Origin of the sequence: Rhodococcus sp. AG1013, from assembly GCF_003350365.1 — a bacterium.
Taxonomy (GTDB): Bacteria; Actinomycetota; Actinomycetes; order Mycobacteriales; family Mycobacteriaceae; genus Prescottella.
The window spans coordinates 1-12,282 of the sequence record NZ_QQAT01000017.1 but is presented as its reverse complement, the minus strand read 5'-3'; the positions used below and the strand labels follow the sequence as shown (position 1 = coordinate 12,282).

The 12,282-nt window shown below is 68.1% G+C and carries 11 protein-coding genes; 3 read left to right on the top strand and 8 right to left on the bottom strand.

What is annotated here, in order from left to right:
* Positions 1-18 precede the first annotated feature (18 nt).
* The 6 genes from fabG1 to DEU38_RS19330 form a co-directional block, all read right to left on the bottom strand.
* Positions 19-741, bottom strand: coding sequence for a 3-oxoacyl-ACP reductase FabG1 (fabG1, locus tag DEU38_RS19355; RefSeq protein ID WP_114723029.1), 723 nt, complete (start codon positions 739-741; stop codon positions 19-21).
* Between the two features lie 68 nt (positions 742-809).
* Positions 810-1,790 carry a VWA domain-containing protein gene (locus tag DEU38_RS19350; RefSeq protein ID WP_114723028.1) on the bottom strand — a complete coding sequence of 327 codons (981 nt, stop codon included), beginning with the start codon at positions 1,788-1,790 and terminating at the stop codon, positions 810-812.
* Complete coding sequence (locus tag DEU38_RS19345; RefSeq protein WP_114723027.1) at positions 1,787-2,743, bottom strand: DUF58 domain-containing protein; 957 nt, start codon at positions 2,741-2,743, stop codon at positions 1,787-1,789. The genes DEU38_RS19350 and DEU38_RS19345 overlap by 4 nt, the downstream gene beginning before the upstream one ends.
* Positions 2,740-3,855: a MoxR family ATPase gene (locus DEU38_RS19340; protein WP_114723026.1), complete on the bottom strand. Its 1,116-nt coding sequence runs from the start codon at positions 3,853-3,855 to the stop codon at positions 2,740-2,742. The genes DEU38_RS19345 and DEU38_RS19340 overlap by 4 nt, the downstream gene beginning before the upstream one ends.
* Positions 3,856-3,952: 97 nt before the next feature.
* Positions 3,953-5,401 (bottom strand): NlpC/P60 family protein, encoded by a 1,449-nt coding sequence (locus DEU38_RS19335; protein ID WP_181818856.1) that lies wholly within the window; start codon positions 5,399-5,401, stop codon positions 3,953-3,955.
* A gap of 359 nt (positions 5,402-5,760) precedes the next feature.
* Positions 5,761-6,330 carry a DUF6676 family protein gene (locus DEU38_RS19330; RefSeq protein ID WP_258558014.1) on the bottom strand — a complete coding sequence of 190 codons (570 nt, stop codon included), beginning with the start codon at positions 6,328-6,330 and terminating at the stop codon, positions 5,761-5,763.
* Positions 6,331-6,650: 320 nt separating this feature from the next.
* On the opposite strand from DEU38_RS19330, the gene acnA reads away from it, so the two are divergent.
* The 3 genes from acnA to DEU38_RS19315 all read left to right on the top strand — a co-directional run bounded on the left by acnA (position 6,651) and on the right by DEU38_RS19315 (position 10,960).
* Positions 6,651-9,452, top strand: a complete 2,802-nt coding sequence (gene acnA, locus DEU38_RS19325) for an aconitate hydratase AcnA (protein ID WP_114723024.1) — start codon at positions 6,651-6,653, stop codon at positions 9,450-9,452.
* Between the two features lie 111 nt (positions 9,453-9,563).
* Entirely contained in the window at positions 9,564-10,133 is a 570-nt protein-coding gene (locus DEU38_RS19320) for a TetR/AcrR family transcriptional regulator (protein ID WP_114723136.1), read from the top strand.
* A 170-nt stretch (positions 10,134-10,303) separates the two neighbouring features.
* Positions 10,304-10,960, top strand: coding sequence for a maleylpyruvate isomerase family mycothiol-dependent enzyme (locus DEU38_RS19315; RefSeq protein ID WP_114723023.1), 657 nt, complete (start codon positions 10,304-10,306; stop codon positions 10,958-10,960).
* A gap of 158 nt (positions 10,961-11,118) precedes the next feature.
* Here the strand turns inward: DEU38_RS19315 and DEU38_RS19310 are convergent, their stop codons facing one another.
* Together DEU38_RS19310 and DEU38_RS19305 are read right to left on the bottom strand one after the other, a co-directional pair.
* The gene (locus DEU38_RS19310) at positions 11,119-11,613 is read right to left on the bottom strand and encodes a hypothetical protein (protein WP_114723022.1); all 495 of its coding nucleotides are present in this window, start codon (positions 11,611-11,613) and stop codon (positions 11,119-11,121) included.
* A 194-nt stretch (positions 11,614-11,807) separates the two neighbouring features.
* Entirely contained in the window at positions 11,808-12,050 is a 243-nt protein-coding gene (locus DEU38_RS19305; RefSeq protein WP_114723021.1) for a helix-turn-helix domain-containing protein, read from the bottom strand.
* Positions 12,051-12,282 lie beyond the last annotated feature (232 nt).

The window sequence follows — 12,282 nt, the reverse complement described above, 5'->3', positions numbered from 1 at the left end:
GTGATGTTTCGGGAGGGCCTAGTGGCCCATGCCCATGCCGCCGTCGACCGGGATCACGGCACCGGAGACATACGCGGAGTCCTCGGAGGCGAGGAAGCTGACCACCGCGGCGACGTCCTCGGCCTTGCCCAGGCGCTGCAGCGGGATGAACTTCTTGGCGGTGTCGCGCAGGTCCTCCGACAGTTCCGCGGTCATGTCGGTCTCGATGAAGCCCGGTGCCACCACGTTCGCGGTGATCGACCGCGACCCCAGTTCACGGGTGATCGACCGCGCCATGCCGATGACGCCGGCCTTCGACGCCGCGTAGTTGATCTGGCCTGCCTGGCCGGCGAGGCCGACGACCGAGCCCAGGAAGATCATCCGTCCCCAACGGGCGCGCAGCATCGCCCGATTGGCGCGCTTGGCGCATCGGAAGGCGCCGGTCAGATTGGAGTCGATGACGCGCGAGAACTGCTCCTCGTCCATCCGCATGAGAAGCGTGTCGTCGGTGATGCCCGCGTTGGCGACCAGGACCTCGACCGGACCCTGATGCTCCTCGACCTCCTTGAACGCACGGTCGATCGACTCCGCGTCCGTCACATCGCACTTGACGCCGAACAGGCCCTCCGGCACACCCGACCCGCGGTGAGTGACGGCAACCTTGTGCCCGTCCTCCAGAAGGCGCTGCGCGACGGCCAGGCCGATGCCGCGGTTGCCTCCGGTCACGAGCACGGAACGGGACGGGGAGCTGGATTTCGACATGCGATCAACCTATCTGTTCGGTTGCCGGTTTCGGGCGGAGGTGGACGAATTCGACGTAACGGACCAGATCAGGGCAGGCGCTGCCGCAGCACGAGTGCCGTCGCGAGTCCCGCCGCGCTGAAGAGCACGCCGAGGACGAGCCAGGGTCGACTGGCGTCGCCGCGGGCGTTCTCGAAACCGATCTGCTCCTCGAGTGTGTCGTACACGTCGCGTAGTTCCTCGAGGCTGGACGCGGTGAAGAAGTTGCCGCCCGAGAGGTTCGCGATCTCCCGGAGCGAGGGATCGTCCACCGGCACCGGGATGCGGTCGCCCTCGATCTCGACGGTGCCGTAGCTCGTACCGAACGAGATCGTGGAGATCGGCACGCCCTTGTCCTTCGCCTGCCGGGCCGCGGTGAACCCACCGCGCGGGTCGTCGGGGCTCTCCGGCACGGTCTGCTTGCCGTCCGAGAGCAGCACGATGCGGGCGGGCGGCGCCTGCTCGCTGCCGCCGAGAACCGCTGCGAGCGTGTCGATCGACTGCAGCGAGGTGAAGATCGCCTCACCGGTCGCGGTCCGTTCGCTGAGCTTCAGGTTGTCGATCGCGGCCTTGGTCTCGTCGCGATTCGGCGTCGGCGACACCAGAACCGATGCGGTGCCCGCGAACGCGACCAACCCGAGGTTGATCCCCGGAGTCAGGCCGTCGGCGAACGACTTCGCCGCCTCCTGCGCGGCCGCGAGACGACTCGGCTCGACGTCGGTGGCCTTCATCGACAGCGACACGTCGATCACCAGCACCACCGTCGCGCGGTTCCGCGGGACCCGCTTGTCGGCGGTCGGCCCGGCGAGCGCGACGGTCAGGAAGACCAGCCCGACGAGCATCAGGGCGATCGGGATGTGCCGGGTCCGGTTCGGCCGGTTGGGTGCGACCTTCTCGAGCAGCTCCATGTTCGCGAAGCGCAACACGTGCTTCTGGCGGCGACGCTGAATGACGACGTAGCCCGCGGCCAACCCCGCCACGACCACCAGGAACAACAACCACCAGGGAGAAGCGAACTGCGACAGGCTCATCCGCGCGCCGCCCGGGTCCCGGGAGCGCCGTAGCTGTGCCGACGGGAGGTGACGAACCGCACGACATCGGCGATCCAGTCCCGATCGGTACTCAAGCTCAGTCGTGGTGCCCCGCAGCGTCGCAGCGCGGCCTCCACGTCGTCGCGATGCGACTGCGCGGCGCGCGCGAAGTCGGCGCGCAACCGGGGTGTCGTCGAGAACTCCCGCGTCCGACCCGATTCGGGGTCGAACAGCACGACGTCGCCCGCGTCGGGCAGCGCCGTATCGCGCGGGTCGAGTACCTCGACGCCGAGCAGTTCGTGCCGGCCGGACAGGGCGCGCAGCGAGCGCTCCCAGTCGATCGGCCCCAGGAAATCGCTGATGACCACGGCGAGACCGCGTCGGCGCTCCGGGCGGCGGAGCGACTCGAGCGCGCCGCGCAGGTCGCCGCGGACACCGTCGGCGGCGTGCGGGGTGGACGCGATGCGCCGGAGCATCGCCTGCGCGTGGACGCGGCCCCCACGCGCCGGAATCCGCACCGTCCGATCCCCGGTGGCGACGATGGCACCGATCCGGTTCCCGCTGCCGCCGGCGAGGTAGGTGATGGCCGAGGCCGCGGCCACCGCGAGGTCGCGCTTCTCGCACCCGACGGTTCCGAAGTCCAGACTCGACGACAGGTCGACCACGAGCCACGTCTCGAGCTCCCGGTCGGCGACCGTCTGCCGGACGTGCGGATGGGTGGTGCGGGCGGTCACCGACCAATCCATCTGGCGCACATCGTCACCGGGTTGGTACTCGCGGGCGTCGCCCGGTTCGGAGCCCGGACCGGGGATCAGACCGAGGTGATCGCCGTGGAGCACCCCGTCCAGGCGTCGGCGGACGGTCAGTTCGAGGGTCCGCAGGGCGGCGGTCAGTTCCGGGTCGCGCAGCGATCCGGAGCGGAACGACGGCACTGCTCCCGCGCGACGGGTCACTGTTGCTGCGTGCCCGACGAGGACAGGTGCGCGGGCTCGAACGCCGGCGGTGCCACCGGCGCAACCGGCTGGGCGCCGACCTGCGGCAGCCCGACGGTCTGCAGCACCCGGGTGATCACGTCGTCCGGCGACACCTCGTCGGCGAGCGCGTCGTACGACAGAACCAGACGGTGGCGCAACACATCCGGAATGACTTCGAGCACGTCCTGCGGGACGACGTAGTCGCGTCCGCGGAGCAGCGCCAGGGCGCGGGACGCGGAGATGATGCCGAGCGTCGCGCGCGGCGACGCCCCGTAGGCGATCCAACCGGCGACGTCGTCGAGGCCGAACTGTCGAGGCGTGCGCGTCGCGGCGATCACACGGACCACATAGTCGACCAGCGCGTGGTGGACGAACACGGTGCTCGCGACCTTCTGCAGTCGGACGAGTTCGTGCGCGTCGAGAACCTGATGCGGCTCCGGAGCGGCGACGCCCATCCGGTAGACGATCTCGCGCTCCTCCTCCACCGACGGGTAGTCGACGAGCACCTTGAACAGGAAGCGGTCGCGCTGGGCTTCCGGCAACGGATAGACGCCCTCGTTCTCGATCGGGTTCTGCGTCGCCATCACCAGGAACGGCTCGGGCATCGGGTACGTCTTGCCGCCGATCGACACGTGGCGTTCGGCCATGACCTCGAGCAGCGCCGACTGCACCTTCGCGGGTGCGCGGTTGATCTCGTCGGCGAGCAGGAAGTTCGCCACGACCGGGCCGAGCTCGGTGTCGAACTGCTCGCGGCCCTGCCGGTAGATGCGGGTACCGATCAGGTCGGTGGGCACGAGGTCCGGGGTGAACTGCACGCGGGAGAACGATCCGCCGACGACCTTCGCGAACGTCTCCACGGCCAGCGTCTTCGCGACGCCCGGAACGCCCTCGAGCAGCACGTGCCCCTTGGCCAGCACGCCGACGAGCATGCGCTCGACCAGGCGGTCCTGCCCGACGATGACTCGCTTGACCTCGTAGATCGCCCGCTCGAGGGTGTGCACGTCACGAGCGAGATCGGACGCCGGCGCCCCCGCGCTCGCGTGCGCTCCCTCCGAGCCGGACCCAGCTACCGCGCCGTCACGTGAGGTCACCAAGAATCCCCGCTTCCACCTAGATCGTTCTCATCGACTCGACTGTCCGCTCAACTATTCCAGGTGTCACCCGTTCCCCGCACGCAGGCGAGGTGACCTAGGACACCATACGGACAGCGTAGGGCGTCATCCCGTCCCACCGCACCGGCGAGACCTTCACGATCGACCCGGACTGCGGCGCCTCGAGCATCTGCCCGTCACCGAGGTAGAGGGCGACGTGCTGACTCGCGTTCGGGCCGTAGAAGATCATGTCGCCACGACGCATGTCCGACGACGCCACCTGGGTGCCCGCCGTGTACTGATATCCGGTGTAGTGCGGCAAGGAGATTCCGACACCGGCGAACGCGTAGATCATCAGTCCCGAGCAGTCGAATCCGACCTTGTCGAAGTCGCCGAAGCTGTCGGCGACGCCGCCGTCGCGGATGCCCAGTGTCGGGCCGCTGGCGTTCCCGCCACCCCATGCGTACGGGACGCCCAGCTGCGACATGCCACGGTCGATCACCGTCTCGATCGCCGCGCTCCCGGTGACGGCCGGAGACATCGGGCGTGGCTGGGACTGGGCCGGTGGCGTCCAGCCGGAGTCCCCGTCGTCGATCTGGGTGTGTGGGCGCTCACCGTCCGCCAGCTGGGCCGCCCGCTCGTTCGCCACGCGATCCTCCGCGGCCCGCCGCGCGGCCTCGGCGGCGGCGGCAGCGGCGGCAGCAGCGGCTGCTTCCTCCGCCTGCCGCTGGTTGTCCCAGTTGATGTATGCCTCGCGCTGGCCCTGCAGTCCGGCAACGTTGCTCCGGGCGGCGTCGAGCTGCGCCTGGGCCGAATTGCGGTCGGCCTCGATCTGAGCCTTCCGGGTGGCCTGTTCCTCGAGCGCACTCCGGGCCGAGACGATCGCCTGTTCCGCCTCCGCCTTCTTCGACTCGGCCTCGCTTGCCGCGGCGTCCGCGCGCTGCTTGGCCTCGCGGGCGGCGGAGTCCCGGTTGGCCTGCTCGGTCCGCGCCCGCTGCAGGTTCTCGAGAACCGCCTTCTGGCTCGCCGACAGCACCCGCATGATCTGGGCGCGGTCCAGGATGTCGTCGGGCCCCTCGGCACCGAAGTACGACGACAGCGACGCGACGTTGCGCCCCTTGGTGTAACTCGACACCGCGTAGTCGGTGAACCGCTTCTGAGCCTGCTCGATCTGCGTTCCGGCGTCACGAAGCGCCTGCTGGCTCTGCGCCACCATGCCGCCCGCGGCATCCGCGGCGTCCCGAGCGCTCTGCAGGTCGACGAGGGCGCGATTGACGTCCTCGCGCTTGATCGCGACCTCGTCGTCGAGCCGCGACAACTCCTGGTTCGCGGTGGCCACTCGGTTGATGAGGTCACCCACCTGGACGACGCCCTCCGAGACCTGCGCGTTGCCGCTCTGGATCTCGGCATCGGACGGATTGGGCGGTGGCGGCGGCACGGCGGCCGCGATGCCCGGTGTCCCCGCTACCAGCGCGCCGACGATGCTCACACCCAACACGACTCGGGCGAACCGTGAACGCGTCCGCGAGAAGCCCGGACGTCGCACGCCACCGCGTGAACTCCTAGAACCCCTCCTCCTCACAACACCCTCCCTAAGGCTGTGACCGGGCCGGCGGCTTGTCCGACCCGTGCGGGGAGGTACGCCGACGGCACCGCCGGCGACGCGCAGATCGCGTGACGGCACAACGGTCACGCGAATCGTCACATCACTCTCGCGACACTTCTTCCCCAAAAAGTGCCATTGGCACCGTACGACACTTTGCGCTCTCTGGTGAACTCTTGTCACAAATGACGTGGACGTAATTCGACCTGGGGAAATGGCGCGAATACGCCGAATCGACGGCCCTCGCGCAGGTACGGGCGGTCGGGACGGTGGGTGGGAGTTCGGGCGGCGAACGCCGGGCGTCAGCGGGCGGCGCTGTCCCCGTCGGAATCGGCATCGGCGCCCACGGCCGGACCGGACGGGGCAGACGCGGGGGCGGGTCCACGGCGCGATTTCGCGAAGTAGGACACCCCGCCCACCAGCACCACCACCAGCACCAGGAGGGCGGTGACGAGGCCCCACGGCGTACCGGGCTCGGTGATCTCGTCGACGAAGTTGTTCGCCGACTCAACGGCGTTACCGGTGTACGTGCGGTCCTGCGCACCCTCGAGCACGACCCGGCTCACGGTGTCGCTGTAGGTGCCGGGCGCCGACGGTCCGAGCACCAGCACCGTGCCGCCCTCGGTCTGCCCCACCTCGGTCGCGAGGTCCCGCAACTGCTCGGATCGGCCCGGATCCTTGTCCACGACAACGACACTGAGCTTGATCCCGTGCTCCTCGGCGCGGATCACGACGTCGCGCAGACCCTCCACGTCCGATGCGGGCGCCGAGACTCCGTCGTCCGCGAGGTCCGCGAGCACCGAGTCGACGGAGACGCCATCGGGAATGGTGGCGACGAGCGGGAGCAGGGCATGCGCGATAGGAGCAGACATCTCTCATCCGGGTTCGGTGACGAAGGGCAAGCGTGCACTGCACAGTACGTGACGGCCCGCCGCCGAGACCGCCTCGTCCGTTGCGCCCGCGCGCCGACTGCGTGAGGATTGGACCGACGCGAGCAGGCCCGTCAGCCCCGGCCGGAACTCGGCAATACCCTGCAGTCTCACAGGACAAGCGTACTGTTAGACTCGTTTCGAGACGCCCGCGGAACTGTCGGGTTCGGTCCGCCGACCGAATCGGGTCCTGTTCGCGTGCCTCGCTTCAGCCGTCGACACAGCCCCGTCGACGGCGAACCTCAAAGACGAGTGGAGCTGACGTGACCACCAGTATTGATTCGTTCGGCGCCAAGGGAACGCTCGAGGTCGGAGACAACTCGTACGAGATCTTCCGCCTCGCGTCCGTCCCCGGCACCGAGAAGCTGCCCTACGCGCTGAAGGTTCTCGCCGAGAACCTGCTGCGCACCGAGGACGGTGCCAACATCACCGCCGATCACATTCGCGCCATCGCGAACTGGGACCCCTCGGCGCAGCCGAGCGTCGAGATCCAGTTCACCCCCGCGCGCGTGATCATGCAGGACTTCACCGGCGTGCCCTGTGTCGTCGACCTCGCCACCATGCGTGAGGCCGTCACCGCCCTCGGCGGCGACCCGAACAAGGTCAACCCGCTCTCCCCGGCCGACATGGTCATCGACCACTCGGTGATCCTCGACGTCTTCGGCCGCGCCGACGCTCTCGAGCGCAACGTCGACCTCGAGTACCAGCGCAACGGCGAGCGTTACCAGTTCCTGCGCTGGGGCCAGGGCGCGTTCGACGACTTCAAGGTCGTCCCCCCGGGCATGGGCATCGTGCACCAGGTCAACATCGAGTACCTGGCGCCCACCGTCATGACCCGCAACGGTCAGGCATACCCCGACACCTGCGTCGGCACCGACTCGCACACCACGATGGTCAACGGCCTGGGCGTGCTGGGCTGGGGCGTCGGCGGCATCGAGGCCGAGGCTGCCATGCTCGGCCAGCCGGTCTCCATGCTGATCCCGCGCGTCGTCGGCTTCAAGCTGACCGGTGAGATCAAGCCCGGCGTGACCGCGACCGACGTCGTGCTCACCGTCACCGACATGCTGCGCAAGCACGGCGTGGTCGGCAAGTTCGTCGAGTTCTACGGTGCGGGCGTCGCCGAGGTGCCGCTGGCCAACCGCGCGACCCTGGGCAACATGAGCCCCGAGTTCGGTTCCACCGCAGCGATCTTCCCGATCGACGGCGAGACCATCAACTACCTGCGTCTGACCGGACGTTCCGAGGAGCAGCTCGCGCTCGTCGAGGCGTACGCCAAGGAGCAGGGCATGTGGCACGACGCGGACCACGAGCCCGCGTACTCCGAGTACCTCGAGCTGGACCTGTCGACGGTCGTGCCGTCGATCGCCGGCCCGAAGCGTCCTCAGGACCGCATCCTGCTGTCGGAGTCGAAGGACGCGTTCCGTCGCGACATCGTCACCTACGTCACCAACGGTGCCGAGGCCGCCCACTCCGCGCTGGACGAGGCCGTCGAGGAGTCCTTCCCGGCGTCCGACCCGGCCTCGACGGCCGGCGTCTCCGACGTCGCCTCGGTGATTCCGTCGGCCGCCAACGGTTCGCACGGACGCCCGAGCAAGCCGGTGACGGTGAAGACCGAGCGCGGCGAGTTCGTTCTCGACCACGGCGCCGTCGCGGTCGCCGGCATCACGTCCTGCACCAACACCTCCAACCCGTCGGTCATGCTCGGCGCCGCTCTGCTCGCCCGCAACGCGGTCGAGAAGGGCCTCGAGACCAAGCCGTGGGTCAAGACCAACATGGCTCCGGGTTCGCAGGTCGTCTCCGACTACTACGAGAAGGCCGGCCTGTGGCCGTACCTCGAGAAGCTCGGCTTCTACCTCGGCGGTTACGGCTGCACCACGTGCATCGGTAACACCGGTCCGCTGCCGGAGGAGATCTCCAAGGCGATCAACGAGCACGACCTGTCGGTCACCGCGGTGCTCTCCGGCAACCGCAACTTCGAGGGTCGCATCTCCCCCGACGTCAAGATGAACTACCTGGCGTCCCCGCCGCTCGTCATCGCGTACGCGCTGGCCGGCACCATGGACTTCGACTTCGAGACCGACGCGCTGGGTCAGGACCAGGACGGCAACGACGTCTTCCTCAAGGACATCTGGCCGTCCGCGCAGGAGATCGACGACACCATCAAGTCGGCCATCAGCCAGGACATGTTCCGCAAGTCCTACGCCACGGTCTTCGCAGGCGACGAGCGCTGGCAGACCCTGGCCACCCCGGAGGGCGATACCTTCGCGTGGGACGAGAAGTCGACCTACGTCCGCAAGGCGCCGTACTTCGACGGCATGACGATGGATCCGGCTCCGGTCACCGACATCTCGGGCGCCCGCGTGCTCGCGCTGCTCGGCGACTCGGTCACCACCGACCACATCAGCCCGGCCGGCCCGATCAAGCCCGGTACCCCGGCCGCGCAGTACCTGGACGCCAACGGTGTCGAGCGCAAGGACTACAACTCCCTGGGCTCGCGTCGCGGTAACCACGAGGTGATGATCCGCGGCACGTTCGCGAACATCCGTCTGCGCAACCAGCTCCTCGACGACGTCTCGGGCGGCTACACCCGCGACTTCACCCTCGAGGGTGGCCCGCAGTCGTTCATCTACGACGCGTCGCAGAACTACCAGGCCGCCGGCATCCCGCTGGTCGTGCTGGGCGGCAAGGAGTACGGCTCCGGTTCGTCGCGCGACTGGGCCGCCAAGGGCACCAGCCTGCTCGGCGTCAAGGCCGTCATCGTCGAGTCGTTCGAGCGCATCCACCGCTCGAACCTGATCGGCATGGGCGTCGTCCCGCTGCAGTTCCCGGCAGGTGAGTCGGCAGGCTCGCTGGGCCTGGACGGCACCGAGACCTTCGACATCGCGGGCGTCGCGAAGCTGAACGAGGGCGTCACCCCGGAGACGGTCAAGGTCACCGCGACCAAGGCGGATGGGTCTCGTACAGAGTTTGATGCGGTCGTCCGCATCGACACCCCCGGTGAGGCGGACTACTACCGCAACGGCGGCATCCTGCAGTACGTGCTGCGCAACATGATCCGGGGCTAGTCACCTGATCGTGTGATCCCGGTCCCCCGGGATCACTCAGCGCGTTGACGGCGGGCTCGGGACGTCAGTCTCGGGCCCGCCGTTGCAGTTTCGTACGAAAGGATGTCGGCTGTGCCCAAGGTCAGTGAAGACCATCTCGCGGCGCGGCGGAGCCAGATTCTGGACGGGGCCCGCCAGTGCTTCGCGCAGTACGGCTACGACGGCGCCACCGTGCGCCGCGTCGAGGAAACCACCGGGCTCTCGCGCGGTGCGATCTTCCACCACTTCAAGGACAAGGACGGACTGTTCCTCGCCCTTGCCCACGAGGACGCCAAACGCATGGCCGACGTCGTCGCCGAGGGCGGTCTGGTCCAGGTGATGCGCGACATGCTCGCGTCCCCCGAGCAGTTCGACTGGCTCGGAACGCGACTCGAAATCGCCCGACGGCTGCGCACCGACCCCGAGTTCGCCCGCGACTGGACGCAGCGCAGTGCCGAACTCACCGAGGCCACCGTCCGCCGCCTCGAGCGCCAGAAGTCGGCCGGACGCCTGCGCGACGACCTGCCTACCGACGTTCTGCTCGACTACCTCGACCTGGTCCTCGACGGCCTGATCGCACGCATCGCCTCCGGCCACGGCGGCGAGAACCTCTCGGCCGTGCTCGATCTCGTCGAGGAATCGGTGCGTCGCAGAGATACCTGAACCGACTCGTCCCTTCATCAGCTGCGGGCGTTCGCGCGTAACCGGCCCGCCGCCGGCCGAGATCGAGTGATACTGCGTCATGGCTACTGATCGCCGACCGCGGCACAACAGGGGAACGGCCGGCAATGGGCACGGGCTACTCGTGGTCTTGGACCAGTCCGGGAGTTGCAATGCGTGACGTGAAGGAGTTGGCCCGCGCCGAGCGGACCCAACTCGCGACTCTCCTGCATTCACTCACCCCACAGCAGTGGCAGACGCCATCGTTGTGCGCGGGCTGGAGCGTCCGCGACGTCGTTGCCCACATGCTGAGCTACGAAGAGCTGGGCCCCGGCGGGGTGGCGAGCAGGTTCGCTCGCGGTTGGTTGCGGTTCGACCGCGCCAACGCGATCGGGCTGGACGACTTCGCAGAGCACAGCCCACACCAACTGCTCGACTTACTGGATCGCAGCCTGCAGCCCCGAGGACTCACCACCGCATTCGGGAGCCGAATCGCACTCGTCGACGGCATGATCCACCAGCAGGACATTCGTCGGCCGCTCGGCCTCCCCCGGGATATCCCCGTCGAGGCGCTCGTACCCGCTCTCGACTTCGCGCGCATCGCGCCCCCGATAGGCGCACACCGACGGATCCGGGGCCTTCGATTGGCGGCAACAGACCTGGATTGGACCGCGGGAAGCGGACCTGAAGTCCGCGGACCCGGCGAGGCCCTGCTCATGTCCATCGCCGGACGCGGCGATGTCGCGAACGAGCTCGAGGGCCCCGGCCTGGCGACGCTGCGAGTACGGCTCGGCGGTTCCTCATCCGGCCGCCCACCGGCAAACGTCTAGCGGGCCATTCCTGGATGGACGTCGGCGTTGTGTGTGGGTGGCGACCCGGCGGGGATCCGTAGGCATCCGTGTCGAATGGAAACGGCGGCCTCCCCGCGGAGTCCAGTTACAGCCTCGCGCGACGACGTAGCGGTGGCGCACCGAACAAGAACCATGCTTCAGGAAATGGTAACGGGGCCCGTCGTTCCGGTGACTGTCCACTGTCCGTCGATGCGCTCGAGGACGTAGGTGAGCCCGATTCCGCAATCGATGCCACACCATAGTCGTACGCCGGCGTGGGCCCTCCCGTCGTCCTGTCGCTGCGTCGGATCGAGCTCGATGATGACTCCGTCGTTCTCGACGCCAGTCAAGCCTTGTCTTCCGACATCTGCCCGCTGATCAGGGCTTGCAACGAACTCGACAGAGGGAAGATCGCCGGACTGTGCGGTGATGTCGTTCTTCAGGTCGGTGTCGAACTGCGAACTGTCGACGACGTAGACGTACCCGACCGGCGACGGCGATCTCGCGAAGGGATTGTCGACGAGAACCAGTTGGTGCAGCGCAGCGGAGTAGAGCTGAGATTCCTCACTCGGTGGCGAAGATACGGGCGAGTCGAGCCCATCACCGCCCGTACCGGTACTCGCGCAACCGGCCACGGCGGCAGCGAGCAGCAAGGACGCAGCTACAGCCCGCATACGCATGATTCGGACAGTACATACCGCGGACCTTCAAGCTGGCGATTTTCCGTGATACCGCAAGCCCTGGCCGGACGGCAGAATCTCGCGGACCGGCCGATCGAAACTGGAATCCCTGTTGGGTCCGGCTGGGCGGATTCCACCAGAAGCTCCCCGATCCGGCAACAGCCTGGTCAAACAGTCTTCTTACGCCGGTTCGGCCCACCGCGCCGCCGCAGTGTCACGTCCGCCTCGACGAGCACGTTGTGGATGAACCCGTACGAGCGGCCGGTCTGTTCGGCGAGGGTGCGGATGCTCGCACCGGCTTCGTACTGGGCTTTCAGTTCGTCGCGGAGTTTGTCACGCGATTCCCCGGTGATTCGGGCCCCCCGGGAAACCCCGCCGGAAACCCCGCCGATCCCCGTGCTCTCCGCCATGACATCCTCCGGTCAGCTGAGCGAGCCCCGGTTTCCAGGCTAGATCACCGATCGACGCGTGATCAACAAACCGAAAACTCGCTCAGCCAGCGGGGATGGGACGAATCAGGCGAGCTGGATGAGTTCGAGGTACTCCTGGGACCAGTGATCTTCCTGCCCATCAGGCAGCAGGATGACCCGCTCCGGGTTCAGTGCCTCGGCGGCGCCCGGATCGTGCGTGACGAGGACGACG

Bases quoted from the DNA above. Each gene is read 5' to 3' on its own strand.
- DEU38_RS19315 (WP_114723023.1), top strand. From the start codon at position 10,304: ATGCGTGACGTGAAGGAGTTGGCCCGCGCCGAGCGGACCCAACTCGCG.
- DEU38_RS19350 (WP_114723028.1), bottom strand. From the start codon at position 1,790: ATGAGCCTGTCGCAGTTCGCTTCTCCCTGGTGGTTGTTGTTCCTGGTG.
- DEU38_RS19305 (WP_114723021.1), bottom strand. From the start codon at position 12,050: ATGGCGGAGAGCACGGGGATCGGCGGGGTTTCCGGCGGGGTTTCCCGG.
- fabG1 (WP_114723029.1), bottom strand. From the start codon at position 741: ATGTCGAAATCCAGCTCCCCGTCCCGTTCCGTGCTCGTGACCGGAGGC.
- DEU38_RS19330 (WP_258558014.1), bottom strand. From the start codon at position 6,330: ATGTCTGCTCCTATCGCGCATGCCCTGCTCCCGCTCGTCGCCACCATT.